Here is a 15,776-nt window from a genome sequence, read left to right on the forward strand (position 1 = left end):
TTTGTTTATCGCCCTGGCGCATGGTGACTATTAACGCAAACGCTCTGGCCTGCGGCTTCCCATAGGCTTAGCCTTGGCACGCAAATTCGTTTTGTGGGAGCTGGCTTGCCAGCGAGCTTTTATGGCCCCAACAACTCGCTGGCAAGCCAGCTCCCACGAACAGCAGCGTCTACGCCATCTGACAGAGCCCCGCCCCATGACCAGCCTCACCGAGCCCGTGCACATGAAGCACCCCACCATGACCCGCGCCATGGTGGCGCTGTTCGCCTTCTGCTGCGGCGCCATCGTCGCCAACATCTACTACGCGCAGCCGATCATCGAGCTGATCGCCCCGGACATCGGCCTGTCGGCCCACGGCGCCAGCCTGATCGTGTCGCTGACGCAGATCGGCTACGCGGCCGGCATCTTCTTCCTGGTGCCGCTGGCCGACCTGCTGGAAAACCGCAAGCTGATGCTCGCCACCACCCTGCTCGCCACGCTCAGCCTGATCGGCGCGGCGCTGAGCCAGCAGCCCAGTGTATTCCTGGTAGTGTCGCTGCTGATCGGCTTCAGTTCGGTGTCGGTGCAGATGCTGATTCCGCTGGCCGCGCACATGGCCGACGAAAGCTCGCGCGGCCGCGTGGTGGGCAGCATCATGGGTGGCCTGCTGGTGGGTATCCTGCTGGCGCGGCCGCTGTCCAGCGTGATCGCCGACCACTTCGGCTGGCGCGCGGTGTTCTACGTCGCCGCCGTGGTAATGGTGGCAATTACCCTGGTGATGGCGCGTACCATCCCCCACCGCCAACCCGACCACAGCGCCAGCTACGGCCAGTTGCTGGCCTCGCTGGGCACCCTGGTGCGCCGCCACCGGCTGCTGCGCCAGCGCTCGCTGTACCAGGGCATGATGTTCGCCACCTTCAGCCTGTTCTGGACCGCCGTGCCGCTGGAGCTGTCGCGGGTGCACGGCCTGAGCCAGAGCCAGATCGCCATCTTTGCCCTGGTGGGGGCCATCGGCGCCATTGCCGCGCCCATCGCCGGGCGCCTGGCCGACGCCGGCCACACCCGCCGCGCCTCGTTGGTGGCCATGGTGCTGGCACCGCTGAGCTTCACCACCGCCCTGCTGGTGCCCGGCCATGCCGTGGTTGCCCTGGCCCTGACCGGGGTGCTGCTGGACTTCGCCGTGCAGATGAACATGGTGCTGGGCCAGCGCATCATCTACAGCCTGGACGCCAGCAGCCGCGCCCGCCTGAATGCGCTGTACGTGACCAGCATCTTCGTCGGCGGCGCGGTGGGCTCGGCGATCGCCAGCAGCCTGTACGAGGCCGGCGGCTGGGCGTTGATCGTCAAGGTGGGGTGTGCGATTCCACTGGTGGGCCTGGTGGCCTTCCTGTGGAACAGCCGGCTCAAGGCAGCAAAATGACCTTCTGGCTGCTGCCGCCGTTGACGTCGGCGTAGGCGGCCAGGCCGTCGGCCAGCGGTACTTCCAGCAGGTCCACGGGCAACGGCAGGGTGCCGTTGTCGAAGTGCTGGCCGAACTGTTCGAGCATGCGCGCGCAGGCGGCGCAGTTGTACAGCAGGCTGTTGACGCCCACCAGCACGCCGCCCTTGCGGTACAGGCCCAGCGCCGAGAACTCCACCAGGCCGTTGACCGGCGCGGCAATGATGGCGATGCGGCCGAAGGTGGCCAGGGCGCCGACCGCGGCCGGCAGCCAGAAGCCGGTGGTGTCGAAGATCACCTCGGCGCCGCCGGGGAACACCGCCTCCACCTGGGCCGCCAGGGTCTCGGCCTGGTCCAGCAGAATCACCTCATAGCCCTGGGCCTGCAGCGCCTTGGCCTGCTCCGGGCGACGCACGGCCGCCAGCACCTGGGCGCCGCGCACCCGGGCCAGGGCCATGGCCGCCGTGCCGACCGCGCCGTTGGCGCCCAGCACCAGGAAGCGCGTGCCCTGGGTCACCTGGCTGCGTTCCACCGCATCCCACGCCGTGGTGTAGGGCACGCCCAGGCTGGCGGCCTGGGTGAAACTCAAGGCCTTGGGTTTCAGCGCCACACCGTCGGCGGGCACGGTGAGGTACTGGGCGTGGCTGCCGTCGTGCTTGAAGCCCAGGTCGCTGCCGGTGCCCCACACGTCCTGCCCCAGCAGGTGCTGCGGGCCTTCGATGACCACGCCGGCGAAATCGCGGCCCGGCACCCGTGGCAGCGTGGTGTAGGGGAAACGCCCGAGCACGTTCTTGACGTCGCTGGGGTTCAGGCCGGCGGCCTTGACCTGCACCAGCACCTGGCCCTGGACGGGCACCGGGGTGGGCAGTTCGACGAGGTTCAGGTTGGCCAGATCACCGGTGCGGTTGAATTGCAGCGCTTTCATGGGGAACTCCCTGGGGTTGATGCCGGGCAGTCTATGGCCGACGGGGCCGGGGTGTCGGTCAAGCGCTTCATCCTGTCGGCCATAACGTCTCCCGAATCCCGCGTAGCAGCCCGCGGTAACTGCTACAACCTGTGGGAGCTGGATTGCCAGCGAGCTGTTGGGGCCATAAAAGCTCGCTGGCAAGCCAGCTCCCACAAGTCAGTCCCTGTTACGGGGCGCCGGAAGTGAACTGGGAAGGCGCCACGCCTAACGCGCGCTTGAACATGTCGCTGAAGCTGCTGGGCGAATAGCCCATGGTGCGGGCGATGGTGCTCACTGGCACGCCCTGGATCAGCTCGGCTGCCGCCGTGGCCAACTGCACCTGCCGGCGCCATTCGGCGAAGCCCATGCCCAGGCTGGCCTGGAACAGCCGCGCCAGGGTGCGCACGCTGGCGCCCGCGCTGGCGGCGTGCTGCTCGAAGGAAACCTCCAGCGACGGCTGGGCCATCACCGCCTGGCACAGGTTCATCAGCCGCCGGTCAGAGGAATCGGGCAGCGGCACGCGCATGGCGCTGCGGCGGGCCTTGTGCAGCTCCAGCACCGCCAGTTGCGCCAGCGCCTGGTAATACTCGCCCTGGCGCTCCGCTTCATGGCCCACCAGGGTCAGGATCAGCTCGCGCAACAGGCTGCCCACCTCCAGCACCTGCACATGGCGGTCGAGGGTGGCGGCAATGGCCGGGCGCAAGTAGATATTGCGCATCTGCAGGTCGGTGACCACGCGAATGCCGTGGGGCACCCCGGGCGGCAGCCACACCGCGCGCTGCGGCGGCACGACCAGCGCCTCGGTTGGGGTTTCCACCCACATCACCCCGCTGACCGCGTACAGCAACTGCCCCCACACATGTTCGTGAGGCTCCACGAACAGCCCGCGCGGGTAAGTGCGCGCCAGCGGCTGCACGGGAATTTCGGTGTTGCTGAGGTCGGGCGGGGTGGCGATGGCCATGGCAGTGGTGACGCAAGAAGACAAGGCACCTAGGGTAACCAACCGCCCCGACGGCGGCCAGTAGCCCTTCGGCGGGTAGCTTCGCAGATGAAAAATTCTTAACCTTTCCAGGTAGATAGTGCGACAGCCCGCCGCAGAGCGGCCGATTGGCCGATCATCGAACCGGTTCGTACATTTTGGCTTGACCCTGGGTAGCGGCTTCAATAGCCTGCCGGGCAACAACTACAAAGACGAGAATCACCCCATGCCTGATAACAACTCGGGCGCAGTGACGATCGCCGCCGCGACTCGTTCCGCTGCTGCCTCTGCCGTGCGCCCCAGCCGTGCCCGCTTTGTAATTTTGACCTTGCTGGCGGTCGGTACCATCATCAACTACCTGGACCGCAGCATCCTCGGGATTGCCGCCCCGACCATGACCGGCGAACTGGGCATCGACCCGGCGCTGATGGGCGTGATGTTCTCCGCCTTCGCCTGGAGCTACGTGCTGGCCCAAGTGCCCGGCGGCGCCCTGCTCGACCGCTTCGGCAGCGGCAAAACCTACTTCGTCGCCGCCAGCGCCTGGTCGCTGACTACCCTGCTGCATGGCCTGGTGAGCGGCTTCGCCTCGCTGATCGGCCTGCGCCTGCTGCTGGGCGTGAGTGAAGCCACCTGCTTCCCCACCAACAGCCGCGTGGTCGCCACCTGGTTCCCGCAGCAGGAACGGGCGCGCGCCACCAGCATCTACACCGTGGGCGAGTACATCGGCCTGGCGTTCCTCAGCCCGCTGCTGTTCATGCTGCTGGCCCACTACGGCTGGCGCTCGCTGTTCGTGCTGACCGGCATCATCGGCCTGGTGTTCGCCCTGGTGTGGAAGGTGCGCTACCGCGAGCCGCACGAGTGCACCAGCGTCAACCAGGCGGAACTGGACTACATCGAGGCCGGTGGTGGCCTGGCGCCGAAAGAGCAGAAGAAAACCCCGTTCTCGTGGGCCAGCCTGCGCAAGCTGCTGGGTTACCGGCAGATCTGGGGCGCCTGCCTGGGCCAGTTTGCCGGTAACTCCACCCTGGTGTTCTTCCTGACCTGGTTCCCCACCTACCTGTCCACCGAGCGTCACATGGGCTGGATGAAGATGGGCTTCTTCGCCGTGCTGCCGTTCATTGCCGCCGGCTGCGGGGTGATGCTGGGCGGCTGGTTCTCCGACCGCCTGATCCAGCGTACCGGCAACGCCAGCCTGGGCCGCAAACTGCCGATCATCGCCGGCCTGCTGATGGCCAGCAGCATCGTGTTGGCCAACTTCGTGAAAAGCGACCAGGCGGTGATCGCCATCCTGTCCATCGCTTTCTTCGGCCAGGGCATGGTCGGCCTGGGCTGGACGGTGATCTCCGATATCGCGCCGAAAAAACTCATCGGCCTGAGCGCCGGGGTGTTCAACCTGGTAACTGGCATCGCGGGCATCAGCACCCCGCTGGTGATCGGTTTCATCGTCTCCAGCAGCGGTTCGTTCACCGGCGCGCTGTGGTTCATTGGTGGCGTGGCGTTGGCGGGTGCGCTGGCGTACCTGTTCCTGCTGGGTGAAGTGAAACGCCTGGAAGTCTAACCCCCACACCGCTTGCGTAGCCGCTGCCGACAGGCTGCGCTGGCCCTGACGTACACTGGAGATGTCCAGCGTAGGTGATGGCCAGCGCAGCCTGCGGCAGCGGCTACGCATTTCAGCGTCGTAGGGTTAACCGCGCCCCATGTGCTGCACGATATAGTCGACGAAGCTGCGCAGCTTCGGCGACCGGTAGCGCTCCTGGGGGTAGACCAGGTGCATCGGCCGCACCGGCAGGTGCCAGTCCGCCAGCAACGGCAGCAGCCGGCCATCGTCCAGTTCCTCGCGCACCAGCGCATCGGGCAGCATCACGATGCCCAGCCCCGACAACGCCGCGCGCTTCAACGCCGGGGCGCTGTTGACGGCGATGCGCCCGCTGACATCCACCGTTACCTCGCCATCCGCCCCGGTCAACCGCCAGTGCTTCTGCGTCCAGCGCCATTCGGTGCCGGCCGGGTAGGCGAACGCCAGGCAATCGTGCGCGGCCAGCGCCTGCACCGTTGTCGGCACGCCGCGCCGGGCCAGGTACGCCGGGGCCGCGCACAACGTCAGGCCGTAGTCGTGCAGTGGCCGCGCCACCAGGCTGGAGTTCTCCAGGGTGCCCAGGCGAATGGCGGCGTCGAAGCCCTCCTCCACCAGGTCCACCAGCCGGTCCGTCAGCACCACGTCGAGGTTCACCGCCGGGTTGGCGGCCAGGTAGCCGGCCAGGCAGGGCATCAGGCATTCGGCGCCGAAGGTCGGCGGCGCGGTGACCCGCAGGGTGCCATGGGGCACGGCCTGCACCTCCTCGGCCAACTGCTCGGCGGCGCTGACCTGGCCGAGTATGTCCAGGCAACGCTGGTAGTAGGCGCTACCAAACTCGGTGAGGCTCTGGCGCCGGGTGGTGCGGCGCAGCAAGCTCACGCCCAGGCGCTGCTCCAGCGCGCGCAAATGGTTGCCCACCATGGTGGTGGACATGCCGCACGCTTCGGCGGCGGCGGTCATGCTGCCGCCCTCCACCACTTGGACGAATACGCCCATAGCCTGAAACAGGTCCATTAGCCACTCCTGCTTTAAAGTCCTTTCAGTGTAGAGCCGTTTATCCCGCCTTGCTGGATAAACATACTGAGCTGGCCCACTACAAGGAGACGGCCCCCATGAATGCCCCCCAAGCCCTGCCCGGCAACCACCCCAGCCTGATGAACAACTACCAGCCGCTGCCCATCAGTTTCACCCGCGGTGAAGGCTGCCGGTTGTGGGACAGCGAGGGCCGCGAGTACCTGGACGCCCTGGCCGGCGTGGCAGTGACCTCGGTGGGCCACAGCCACCCGCGCATCGTCGAGGCCATTCGCGAGCAGGCCGGCCTGCTGCTGCACACCTCCAACCTGTACCGCATCGACTGGCAGGTGCAGCTGGCGCAGCAGCTGACGGCGCTGGCCGGCATGCAGCGGGCGTTCTTCTGCAACTCCGGCGCCGAGGCCAACGAAACCGCGCTGAAGCTGGCGAGGCTGCATGCCCAGCGCAAGGGCATCCGCCAGCCGCTGGTGGTGGTGATGGAGAACAGTTTCCATGGCCGCACCTTCGCCACCCTGTCGGCCAGCGACAGCCCCAGCTGCCAGGCCGGCTTCGCGCCGCTGATGGACGGTTTCATCAAGGTGCCGTTCGGCGACGTGCTGGCCATCCAGGCCCTGGCGCAGAGCCACGGCCAACGCATTGCCGCCGTGCTGGTGGAACCGGTACAGGGCGAAAGCGGCGTGCAGGTGGCGCCCGGTGGCTACCTGGCGGCGTTACGGGCCCTGTGCGATGAACAGCACTGGCTGCTGATGCTGGACGAGATCCAGACCGGCCTGGGCCGCACCGGCCGCTGGTTCGCCGGCCGGCATGAAGGCGTGGTGCCGGACGTGATGACCCTGGCCAAGGCCCTGGGCAACGGCGTGCCCATCGGCGCCTGCCTGGCCGCCGGCGCCGCGGCCGAGCTGTTCGGCCCCGGTAGCCACGGCAGCACCTTCGGCGGCAACCCGCTGGCCTGCCGGGTGGCGTGCACGGTGCTGGAGATCATGGAGGAAGAAGGGCTGGTGGCGAACGCCGAGCGCCAGGGCCGGCTGATGCTGGACGAACTGCGCACGGCGTTGAAGGGCCACCCCCAGGTGCTGGCGGTGCGCGGCCACGGCTTGATGATCGGTATCGACCTGGCATTCCCGGCGCGCCACCTGGCGGAGCTGGCCGCGCGTGAGCACGGCGTGCTGATCAACATTGCCCGTGGCCAGACCATCCGCCTGCTGCCGCCCCTGACCCTGGACGACGCCACCCGCCAGGCCATGGTCGCGCGGCTGCTGGGGTTGCTGGAATCAGTGCGGTGAATGCCCCGGCGGGCCGATCAGTTCGCGGACCTTGGCCACCACGTCATCGATCTTGAACGGCTTGTCGAACACGGCGGCGAACAGCTGCGGGGTAGCACGGCCAATGCTGCCCTGGGCACCACTCATCAGCAGGATGGGCATGTCCTTGTACAGCGCGTGCTCGCGGATCTTGCGGGCCATTTCCAGACCGTCCATCACCGGCATCATGAAGTCGGTGATCACCAGCGCCGGCCGCTCGCGCTCCAGCACTTCCAGGCCCTTGCGGCCATTGGCTGCCTTGACGACCTCATAGCCCTCATCCTCGAACGCCAGTTCAAGGATGTTGGCAATCATGAATTCGTCGTCGACGATCAGGATAGTGCTCATGTCAGCTCGACCGGGGCGTCTTCAAGGCTTGCTGACCGCCGAGGCGCTTCCGGATAACACTGCCTCTGCATGCTTGAACGCCTTCTTCAGATCGATGCCGCTTTCGTCGATGACCAGCTCCAACAGCGACGGGTCATAAACGCTGTCCCTTACTTTAAGGATGGACAGCAAGCGTTTTAGTTCAGCTTCATATTCCACGAACCGCAGCAGCAGGATGTTGTCGACGATGCTCGACAGGTCCGGCGTCGGCGACGTGATCTCGGGGCCGAACAGGCCGCGGATCTCCCAGGTCACGAACACCGTCACGCCGCGGGCGCGCAGCTCGCCCATCAGGGCGCTGAAAAACTCGGTGAGGCGCGCCTGGTTGGTGGCGCAGCGGGTCATGCCGCCCAGGCTGTCGATCAGCACGCGCTTGATGCGGTGCTCGTCCACCTGCTTGAGCAGGCGTGCGCCCAGGCCGTCGACCAGGCCTTCGGTGGTGGGCTGCCAGGACACGAACAGCGCGCCGGCGTCCTGCATGGCCTGGAAGTCGTAGCCCAGGGCCTTGGCCTTGATGGCCAGGCGTTGCGGCGACTCGTAGAAGCCGAAATGCAACGCCGGCTCGACGTGGCTGCCGGCGCCCAGGAAGTGAATGCCCAGGGAGGTCTTGCCGATGCCCGAGGGGCCCATGGCCAGGGTCACCGACGAGCGCGGCAGGCCGCCGCCGATCAGCTTGTCCAGCGCCGGCACGCCGCTTGGAAGGCGCGTCAGGTCGGCGCTGTCGGGGCGCGACGGGTGGCTGTAGAGGCTTTCCAGGCGCGGGTACACCACCAGGCCGTCGTCGGTGATCTCGCATTCGTGCAGGCCCGACAGCGCGCCGCTGCCGCGGGTCTTGCGCAGCTGGATGCGGCGCACCGAGCGGGTGCCGAACAGCTCTTCGCCCAGTTCGATGACGCCGTCGACCATGGTGTGCTCGGGGCTGCCATCGTCCAGCCGCGAGCTGGTGAGGAACAGCACGGTGCAGCCGGCGAAGGCGGCGTGGCCCTGCAGTTCGGAGATGAATTTCTTCGTGTCGATCTGCGACTCGGCCTTGGAGCGCGCATTGAGCAGGCCGTCGACGATCAGCACCGTGGCCTTCTGCCGGCTGATCTCGCGGCGCAGCAGCTTGACCACCTCGTCCAGGCCTTCGTTTTCCAGGGTGTCGAAGGCGCTGACGAACTGGATCTCGTTGCCGATACGGCCGGCGTCGAAGAACCGCAGGGTCGACAGGTACTGGAAGAGTCGCTCGTGGGACTCGGCCAAAAGCGTGGCCACCAATACTCGCCCGCCATTGCGCACGTGGTTGAAGCCCAGCTGGTTGGCCAGGATGGTCTTGCCCGACCCCGGTCGCCCCTGGACGATGTAGGACGAACCTGCGACCAGCCCGCCCTTCAACAGGAGGTCGAGCCCTTCAATACCGCTTTCAAGGCGTTTTAGCTGTTCCAAGATCCGGCCTGCCTTTCATGAATAATCGCCGAGATAGACTGCCCCGTGTACGGAACGTTTAATCTCTTGATGGATAAGGAATTCTATACCGCTTGGCGCGAATGCTCACAAGTTTATTGACCTGCCTTGTGGGAGCTGGCTTGCCAGCGAGTTTTTTTGGCGGCAAACAGCTCGCTGGCAAGCCAGCTCCCACAGGGATTCGTGACCCATCGACAGGGTCAATCGCGCTATCGAAACAAGCGATTAGACGTGCAGGCGTTGAGCCATTAGCTTTCGCGGCAATCAATGTCGCAAATCGTCGCAGGGCCAGGATGGCGCAGCGTAAGACAGCGCACCCTTTTTCCACCTGGCTCGCGAGTACCGTCCATGTCCTTGAACACCCCCCAGCAGATCGCCGAGATGGCCATCGAAACCGGCACCAAGAAAGCCCAGGCCTCGCTGCCCGCGATCCTGGTGCTGGGCTTCCTGGCCGGCGCCTTCATCGCCCTGGGCTTTTTGCTCGACATCCACGTCAGCACCATGATCCCCGGCGCCTGGTCGTCCCTGGGCAACCTGCTCGGCGCCGCCGTGTTCCCGCTGGGCCTGATTTTGGTGATCCTGGGCGGCGGCGAACTGCTGACCGGCAACATGATGACCCTGCCCATGGCCCTGTTCAGCGGCAAGATCAGCCTGGCCGCGCTGCTGCGCAACTGGCTGCTGGTGACCGTGGCCAACCTGCTGGGCGCGCTGTTCGTGGCCTACTGCTTCGGCCACGTGCTGGGCCTGACCGAAGGCCCGTTCCTGGCCAAGACCCTGGCGATTGCCAACGCCAAGGCCAGCGCCAACTTCACCCACGCGTTCGTCTCGGGCATCGGCTGCAACTGGATGGTGTGCCTGGCGGTGTGGCTGTCGTACGCCAGCAAGGAAGTCACCGGCAAGATCCTGGGCATGTGGTTCCCGGTGATGGGCTTCGTGGCCATCGGCTTCCAGCACGTGGTGGCGAACATGTTCGTGATCCCGGCGGCCATCTTCGCCGGTGCCCTGGACTGGAGCCAGTGCGCCAACAACCTGGTGGCGGTGTTCCTCGGCAACGCCGTGGGTGGCGCGGTGTTCGTGGGCCTGGCGTACTTCGTGGCGTTCGGCAAGCAGGCCGAGGCCGCCGCTACCCCGGTGGCCGAAGCCCACCGCTGAGGCAGGACGCGCGCCTGGGGGGAATCGCGCAACGGCCACCACCCGCCGTCCACACGGCGGGCCGCAGCCTTGCGGCAGCAGCTACATTTGTTGCAACGTGCCATGGCCTGATGGATCGGCGTTGGCTGAGGTGTTACAAAGACGTTTTCGTTACTGCCGCGCATCCCCCATGAACATCGACGACAGCATGATCACCCGGGCGATCTTCGCCCTGCTCTCCCAACGCGCCCCCGAAGACTCCATCTGCCCCAGCGACGTCGCCCGCGTGCTCAGCGCCGACGAGGCGCTGTGGCGCGCGTTGATGCCGGACATCCGCCGGGTGGCCTCGTGCCTGGCCCAAGCCGACGTTTTGCGCATCACTCAAGGCGAAGCCACTTTGGCCCCGGACCGCATCGGCAGCGGCCCTATACGGCTGCGCCGCGGGCGACTGATGCGCTGAGTGATAACATCCGCGCATCAATACATCAGAAATATGCAGTTATCATTTCAAAATATTTCCGCGACCATCGTCCCCCTACAAAAAACCCATGTGCCCCGTTGCACGTGTCATAAAAATGATGGGAGATGCACATGCAGTCCTCACCCCAGGGCGCGTCCGCGTCCGCTCGCGCCAAAGCCGGCGCGGTATTCCGTGTCACCTCGGGCAACTTCCTCGAACAGTTCGATTTCTTCCTGTTCGGGTTCTACGCCACCCACATCGCCGCCGCCTTCTTCCCCGCCAGCAGTGAATTCGCTTCGCTGATGATGACCTTCGCCGTGTTCGGCGCAGGCTTCCTGATGCGGCCGCTGGGCGCGGTGATCCTTGGCGCCTATATCGACGACGTAGGCCGCCGCAAGGGCCTGATCGTGACCCTGTCGATCATGGCCAGCGGCACGATATTGATCGTGCTGGTGCCCGGCTACGAGACCATCGGCCTGCTGGCCCCCGCCCTGGTGTTGCTGGGCCGCCTGCTGCAGGGCTTCTCGGCCGGCGCCGAGCTTGGCGGCGTGTCGGTGTACCTGGCGGAAATGGCCACCCCCGGCAAGAAAGGCTTCTACACCAGCTGGCAGTCGGCCAGCCAGCAGGTCGCCATCGTCGTGGCTGCGGCGCTGGGCTACGGCCTGAACCAGTGGATGAGCGGTGACGACATCGCCGCCTGGGGCTGGCGCATTCCGTTCGCCGTGGGCTGCATGATCGTGCCGTTCATCTTCCTGCTGCGTCGCAAGCTGGAAGAGACCGAAGAGTTCAGCGCCCGCCGTCACCGCCCGGCCATGCGCGAGGTGTACAACACGCTGGTGGCCAACTGGACCATCGTGGTGGCCGGCATGCTGATGGTGGCCATGACCACCACCGCCTTCTACCTGATCACCGTGTACGCGCCCACCTTCGGCAAGAGCGTGCTCAACCTGAGCACCGCCGACGCGCTGATGGTGACCCTGCTGGTGGGTGTGTCGAACTTCATCTGGCTGCCTATCGGCGGCGCGCTGTCCGACCGTATCGGCCGCAAGCCGATGCTGATCGCCATGACCGTGCTGGCCATCGCCACCTCGTACCCGGCGTTGTCGTTCCTGGCCCAGGCGCCGAGCTTCGCGCACATGCTGGAAACCCTGCTGTGGCTGTCGTTCATGTACGGCATGTACAACGGCGCGATGATCCCGGCGCTGACCGAAATCATGCCGGTGGAAGTGCGCGTGGCCGGTTTCTCCCTGGCCTACAGCCTGGCGACCGCGGTGTTCGGCGGCTTTACCCCGGCCATCTCCACCGCGCTGATCCACAGCAGCGGCGACAAGGCCGCGCCCGGCTACTGGATGAGCTTCGCCGCCCTGTGTGCCCTGTGCGCCACCCTGTACCTGTACCGCCGCGGCAGCGCCCAGCTGCGCGCCGCCGTGTGAGGGGCGTGGCCATGAAGAAATTGCTCAACAGCCTGGCCGCCCTGACCCTGGGGCTGGCCGCCGCGGGCCTGGCCCAGGCCCAGGACCTGACCGTGATGACCTCCGGCGGCTTCACTGCCGCCTACAAGATCCTCGGCCCGCAGTTCGCCGCGGCCCATGGCGACCAGCTGAACACCGTGCTGGGCCCGTCCATGGGCAAGGCCGCCGAGGCTATCCCCAACCGCCTGGCACGCGGTGAGCAGGCCGACGTGGTGATCATGGTCGGCTACGCCCTGGACGACCTGATCAAGCAAGGCAAGGTGCTGCCCGCCTCGCGGGTGGAGCTGGCCGATTCGCGCATCGGCCTGGTGGTGAAAGCCGGCGAGCCGAAGCCGGACATCAGCAGCGTCGCCGCCTTCAAGCAGGCGTTGCTGCAGGCCAGGTCCGTGGGTTATTCCGACAGCGCCAGCGGCGTCTACGTACAGGACCAGCTGTTCAAACGCCTGGGCATCGAAGCCCAGCTCAAGCCCAAGGCGAAGATGATCGAGCGCATTCCGGTGGCCGGTGAAGTGGCCAAGGGCGAGCCGCAGCTGGGCCTGCAACAGGTCAGCGAGCTGCTGCCCATCGCCGGCGTGACCTACGTGGGCAAGATCCCCGAGCCGCTGCAGTCGGTGACACGCTTCGCCGCCGGCATCCCGGTAGGCGCCGCGCACCCGGCCGAGGCCAAGGCCCTGCTCGACTACATGGCTTCGGCCCAGGCGCAGTCGGTGGTCACCGGCACCGGCCTGGACTCAGTGCCTCACTGATCTTCCAGGGGTTTCTTGAACTCCCTGATCAACTGCTCCAGTTCCAGCGCCGCCGGGGTCAACAGCCGGCCCCGGCGGCGGATCAACCCCACGCTGCGCAGCACCTCGGGCTCCACCAGCGGGATGCTGGTCATCCACTGGTGCTCGCCCAACGGCAAGGCCATGGACGGCACCGCCGCAATCCCCAAGCCCGCCTCAACCAGCCCGAGCATGGTCGTCACATGGCGGGTCTCGCAGATGCTCGGCCGCGCCGGGCGGATGTGCAGCAACGCCTGGTCCAGCACGAAGCGGTTGCCGGAGGTCTTGTCCACCGAGATGTAGTCGTGCTGGAAATACTCTTCCCAGCTCAGCTGCTTGCGCCCGGCCAGGGGGTGGTCGCGGCGGCAGGCGGCCACATAGTGCTCCTGCACCAGCAGTTCGAATTCCAGCTCCGGCGGCAGGTTGCCGGTAAAGCTCAGGCCCAGGTCGGCCTCGCCGCTGAGCACGGCCTGCTGCACGTCGTTGGCGCTGGCATCGAGCACCTTCACGCGAATGCGCGGGTAAAGCTTGTGGTAGCGGGCCACCACCTTGGGCATGAAGTAATAGGCGGCCGACGGCACGCAGGCCACGGTGACGTTGCCCAGGCGCGTGGAGGCCACTTCGCTGATGCCCAGCAGGGCGATGTCCAGGTCATTGAGCAGGCGTTCGGCGCTGGGGGCGAAGGCACGGCCGACCATGGTCAGGTTGACGCGGCGGGTGGTGCGGTCGAACAACCGCACGTTGAGCGCGCTTTCCAGCTTTTCGATGCGCCGGCTCAGCGCCGGCTGGGAGATGCTGATGGCCTCGGCGGCCTTGCGAAAACTGCCCTTCTCCACCACTGCGCGAAAGGCCTGCAGGTCGTTCAGGTCGAAATTGATGCTCATCCCGGTCACTCATGCCGAATTTTATTTATCCGATCAGCTTAATGCATGAATGAGCAAGATTGATGCTGGACCATAGTCGAAAGACCGTTCGTCGCCGCCCAAGCACCAACGCGGTGGCCGGGCAATCAATTGTAGTGAGCGAGGCGTCACCCTCTCGCTTCCCGAACAATAACGACGGAGATTTCCCATGGACGCATTCAAAGCAGGCACGCTTGTGCTGGCCCTGACCGGCGCGCTGGCAAGCCCCGCATTCGCCGCTGCCACCAGCGCCTTTGTCGCCGATGCCACCGCAGGCGGCATCACCGAAGTCGAGGCTGGCAAGCTGGCGCTGCAGAAAAGCAGCTCGGCGGACGTGAAGAGCTTCGCCCAGATGATGATCAAGGACCACGGCGCGGCCAACCAGAAGCTGGCGGCGCTGGCGCACAAGCTGGACCTGGTGGTGCCCGACGACGCCACGTTGATGGACCAGGCGAAGAAGAAAATCCTCGAAATGCGCGACGAGTCCTTCGACAAGGCCTACGCCGCCAATCAGGTGAAGGCCCACGAAGACACCATCGAGCTGTTCCAGAAAGAGGTCGAATCCTCCGACAAGGCCGAGCTCAAGGACTTCGCCAAACAGACCCTGCCCAAGCTGCAGGAGCACCTGAAAATGGCCAAGGAACTGCAAGCCAAGCATCAGTGATCCTGGCGCGCACGGCCGTGGATTTCCCACGGCCCTGCGCCAGCGTTTACCATGGGCGCTTTATGCCCTGCCAAAAGTCTTTCATGAACGCCGACGCCCTCGCTATATTGCAGCAACACCTCAGCACCGCCCTGCAACACCCGCCTGCCGAAACCCGCCGCTTGTTCCACGGCCGCGGCCGCTGCTGGCCGGGCCTGGAGCAGATCACCGTGGACTGGCTGCAAGGTGTGCTGCTGGTGTCGCTGTTCCGCGAACCCGCCGCCGACGAGCTGGCTGCGCTGAAGCCGCTGCTGCTGGCACTGGCCCAGGCCACCCCACAGGTGCACAGCCTGATCCTGCAGCACCGCTACCTGCCCGACAGCGCCGCCGAATGGCTGCTGGGCGAGCCGGTGGAGCAATGGTTCATCGACGAGGACGGCCTGCGCTACCAGCTGGACCTGGGCCGCAAGCAGAACATCGGGCTGTTCCTGGACATGCGCTACGGCCGCCAATGGGTGCGCGAGCACGCCGCCGGCAAGCGCGTGCTGAATCTGTTCGCCTACACCTGCGGCTTCTCGCTGACGGCCATCGCCGGCGGCGCCGAGCACGTGGTGAACCTGGACATGGCCCGCGCCGCCCTGAGCCGCGGCCGTGACAACCACCGCCTGAACGGCCACGACCTGGACCGCGTGAGCTTCCTGGGCCACGAGCTGTTCAAATCGTGGGGCAAGGTCAAGCGTGGCGGCCCCTATGACCTGGTGATCATCGACCCGCCGTCGTTCCAGCGCGGCAGCTTCGTGCTCACCCAGGACTACCGCAAGGTGCTGCGCAAGCTGCCCGAGCTGCTGACCGAACAGGGCGTGGTGCTGGCCTGCGTCAATGACCCGGCCATTGGCTCCGACTTCCTGATCCAGAGCATGGCCGAGGAAGCGCCGCAGCTGACCTTCCAGCACCGGCTGGAAAACCCGCCGGAATTCCCCGACGCCGAGGCCGAAGGCGGCCTCAAGGCGCTGGCATTTACCAGCGCATGAACCCCGCATGACTGCGTAGCCGCTGCCGCAGGCTGCGCTGGCCCTTGCCCACGCTGAAAATCTCCAGCGTACGCCAGGGCCAGCGCAGCCTGGCGGCAGCGGCTACAGCGTTTGCCCCTGGGAAGGTGAACGGCAGGTTGCTCTCTTGGGCAATGCCACTTACCCTCTGCGGGCTTTTTCATGCGTGCAGCAGGAAGCCGGTGCAACTCCGGCGCGGTCGCGCCACTGTGTTCGGGCCTCCCGAAAGCCAGACCTTGCTGCACGCCATTTCTTTCGCCCAACGGACGCGCCA

At 66.2% G+C, this 15,776-nt stretch carries 15 protein-coding genes and 1 riboswitch; of the genes, 9 read left to right on the forward strand and 6 right to left on the reverse strand.

Going from position 1 to position 15,776, the window contains the following annotated elements:
* Nucleotides 1–196 precede the first annotated feature (196 nt).
* Nucleotides 197–1,399 (forward strand): MFS transporter, encoded by a 1,203-nt coding sequence (locus RAM80_RS08415; protein ID WP_416425794.1) that lies wholly within the window; start codon nt 197–199, stop codon nt 1,397–1,399.
* On the opposite strand, the gene RAM80_RS08420 is transcribed toward RAM80_RS08415, so the two are convergent.
* Both RAM80_RS08420 and RAM80_RS08425 read right to left on the reverse strand, forming a co-directional pair.
* Nucleotides 1,383–2,342, reverse strand: a complete 960-nt coding sequence (locus RAM80_RS08420; protein ID WP_416425795.1) for a quinone oxidoreductase family protein — start codon at nt 2,340–2,342, stop codon at nt 1,383–1,385. The genes RAM80_RS08415 and RAM80_RS08420 overlap by 17 nt on opposite strands.
* Nucleotides 2,343–2,550: 208 nt before the next feature.
* A complete protein-coding gene (locus RAM80_RS08425; protein ID WP_416427435.1) occupies nt 2,551–3,324 on the reverse strand; it encodes an AraC family transcriptional regulator in 774 nt (257 codons plus the stop codon).
* A 310-nt stretch (nt 3,325–3,634) separates the two neighbouring features.
* On the opposite strand from RAM80_RS08425, the gene RAM80_RS08430 reads away from it, so the two are divergent.
* Entirely contained in the window at nt 3,635–4,900 is a 1,266-nt protein-coding gene (locus RAM80_RS08430; protein ID WP_416427436.1) for an MFS transporter, read from the forward strand.
* A 126-nt stretch (nt 4,901–5,026) separates the two neighbouring features.
* On the opposite strand, the gene RAM80_RS08435 is transcribed toward RAM80_RS08430, so the two are convergent.
* Nucleotides 5,027–5,932: a LysR family transcriptional regulator gene (locus RAM80_RS08435; protein ID WP_416425797.1), complete on the reverse strand. Its 906-nt coding sequence runs from the start codon at nt 5,930–5,932 to the stop codon at nt 5,027–5,029.
* Between the two features lie 98 nt (nt 5,933–6,030).
* Here RAM80_RS08435 and RAM80_RS08440 point away from each other — a divergent pair, with 98 nt between their 5' ends.
* Entirely contained in the window at nt 6,031–7,233 is a 1,203-nt protein-coding gene (locus tag RAM80_RS08440; protein WP_416425799.1) for an aspartate aminotransferase family protein, read from the forward strand.
* On the opposite strand, the gene RAM80_RS08445 is transcribed toward RAM80_RS08440, so the two are convergent.
* Together RAM80_RS08445 and RAM80_RS08450 are read right to left on the reverse strand one after the other, a co-directional pair.
* The gene (locus tag RAM80_RS08445; protein ID WP_416425800.1) at nt 7,222–7,599 is read right to left on the reverse strand and encodes a response regulator; all 378 of its coding nucleotides are present in this window, start codon (nt 7,597–7,599) and stop codon (nt 7,222–7,224) included. The genes RAM80_RS08440 and RAM80_RS08445 overlap by 12 nt on opposite strands.
* A 21-nt stretch (nt 7,600–7,620) precedes the next feature.
* Nucleotides 7,621–9,066, reverse strand: a complete 1,446-nt coding sequence (locus RAM80_RS08450) for an ATPase domain-containing protein (RefSeq protein ID WP_416427437.1) — start codon at nt 9,064–9,066, stop codon at nt 7,621–7,623.
* Between the two features lie 363 nt (nt 9,067–9,429).
* Between RAM80_RS08450 and RAM80_RS08455 the strand changes: the two genes are divergently transcribed.
* The 4 genes from RAM80_RS08455 to RAM80_RS08470 all read left to right on the forward strand — a co-directional run bounded on the left by RAM80_RS08455 (nt 9,430) and on the right by RAM80_RS08470 (nt 12,890).
* Nucleotides 9,430–10,233 carry a formate/nitrite transporter family protein gene (locus tag RAM80_RS08455; protein ID WP_416425802.1) on the forward strand — a complete coding sequence of 268 codons (804 nt, stop codon included), beginning with the start codon at nt 9,430–9,432 and terminating at the stop codon, nt 10,231–10,233.
* Nucleotides 10,234–10,402: 169 nt separating this feature from the next.
* The gene (locus tag RAM80_RS08460) at nt 10,403–10,672 is read left to right on the forward strand and encodes a DUF3253 domain-containing protein (RefSeq protein ID WP_416425804.1); all 270 of its coding nucleotides are present in this window, start codon (nt 10,403–10,405) and stop codon (nt 10,670–10,672) included.
* 131 nt (nt 10,673–10,803) lie between these two features.
* Complete coding sequence (locus tag RAM80_RS08465; RefSeq protein WP_416425806.1) at nt 10,804–12,105, forward strand: MFS transporter; 1,302 nt, start codon at nt 10,804–10,806, stop codon at nt 12,103–12,105.
* Nucleotides 12,106–12,116: 11 nt separating this feature from the next.
* Nucleotides 12,117–12,890, forward strand: a complete 774-nt coding sequence (locus RAM80_RS08470; RefSeq protein WP_416425807.1) for a substrate-binding domain-containing protein — start codon at nt 12,117–12,119, stop codon at nt 12,888–12,890.
* Here RAM80_RS08470 and RAM80_RS08475 read toward each other — a convergent pair.
* On the reverse strand, nt 12,884–13,792 hold the full coding sequence (locus tag RAM80_RS08475) for a LysR family transcriptional regulator (RefSeq protein WP_416425808.1): 909 nt from the start codon (nt 13,790–13,792) through the stop codon (nt 12,884–12,886). The genes RAM80_RS08470 and RAM80_RS08475 overlap by 7 nt on opposite strands.
* A 187-nt stretch (nt 13,793–13,979) precedes the next feature.
* Between RAM80_RS08475 and RAM80_RS08480 the strand changes: the two genes are divergently transcribed.
* Nucleotides 13,980–14,474: a DUF4142 domain-containing protein gene (locus RAM80_RS08480; RefSeq protein WP_416425809.1), complete on the forward strand. Its 495-nt coding sequence runs from the start codon at nt 13,980–13,982 to the stop codon at nt 14,472–14,474.
* Nucleotides 14,475–14,557: 83 nt separating this feature from the next.
* Complete coding sequence (locus RAM80_RS08485) at nt 14,558–15,484, forward strand: class I SAM-dependent methyltransferase (RefSeq protein WP_416425811.1); 927 nt, start codon at nt 14,558–14,560, stop codon at nt 15,482–15,484.
* 182 nt (nt 15,485–15,666) lie between these two features.
* A riboswitch (adenosylcobalamin (AdoCbl) riboswitch) is annotated at nt 15,667–15,749 on the forward strand.
* The last annotated feature ends 27 nt before the right edge of the window (nt 15,750–15,776 follow it).

The sequence above is a fragment of the Pseudomonas sp. App30 genome, from assembly GCF_047947025.1.
GTDB lineage: Bacteria > Pseudomonadota > Gammaproteobacteria > Pseudomonadales > Pseudomonadaceae > Aquipseudomonas.

What these genes read in the sequence shown, in the direction of transcription:
- RAM80_RS08425 (WP_416427435.1), bottom strand. Translation starts at nt 3,324, where the DNA reads ATGGCCATCGCCACCCCGCCCGACCTCAGCAACACCGAAATTCCCGTG.
- RAM80_RS08415 (WP_416425794.1), top strand. Translation starts at nt 197, where the DNA reads ATGACCAGCCTCACCGAGCCCGTGCACATGAAGCACCCCACCATGACC.
- RAM80_RS08420 (WP_416425795.1), bottom strand. Translation starts at nt 2,342, where the DNA reads ATGAAAGCGCTGCAATTCAACCGCACCGGTGATCTGGCCAACCTGAAC.
- RAM80_RS08440 (WP_416425799.1), top strand. Translation starts at nt 6,031, where the DNA reads ATGAATGCCCCCCAAGCCCTGCCCGGCAACCACCCCAGCCTGATGAAC.
- RAM80_RS08465 (WP_416425806.1), top strand. Translation starts at nt 10,804, where the DNA reads ATGCAGTCCTCACCCCAGGGCGCGTCCGCGTCCGCTCGCGCCAAAGCC.
- RAM80_RS08470 (WP_416425807.1), top strand. Translation starts at nt 12,117, where the DNA reads ATGAAGAAATTGCTCAACAGCCTGGCCGCCCTGACCCTGGGGCTGGCC.
- RAM80_RS08480 (WP_416425809.1), top strand. Translation starts at nt 13,980, where the DNA reads ATGGACGCATTCAAAGCAGGCACGCTTGTGCTGGCCCTGACCGGCGCG.
- RAM80_RS08485 (WP_416425811.1), top strand. Translation starts at nt 14,558, where the DNA reads ATGAACGCCGACGCCCTCGCTATATTGCAGCAACACCTCAGCACCGCC.
- RAM80_RS08460 (WP_416425804.1), top strand. Translation starts at nt 10,403, where the DNA reads ATGAACATCGACGACAGCATGATCACCCGGGCGATCTTCGCCCTGCTC.
- RAM80_RS08475 (WP_416425808.1), bottom strand. Translation starts at nt 13,792, where the DNA reads ATGAGCATCAATTTCGACCTGAACGACCTGCAGGCCTTTCGCGCAGTG.
- RAM80_RS08455 (WP_416425802.1), top strand. Translation starts at nt 9,430, where the DNA reads ATGTCCTTGAACACCCCCCAGCAGATCGCCGAGATGGCCATCGAAACC.
- RAM80_RS08435 (WP_416425797.1), bottom strand. Translation starts at nt 5,932, where the DNA reads ATGGACCTGTTTCAGGCTATGGGCGTATTCGTCCAAGTGGTGGAGGGC.
- RAM80_RS08445 (WP_416425800.1), bottom strand. Translation starts at nt 7,599, where the DNA reads ATGAGCACTATCCTGATCGTCGACGACGAATTCATGATTGCCAACATC.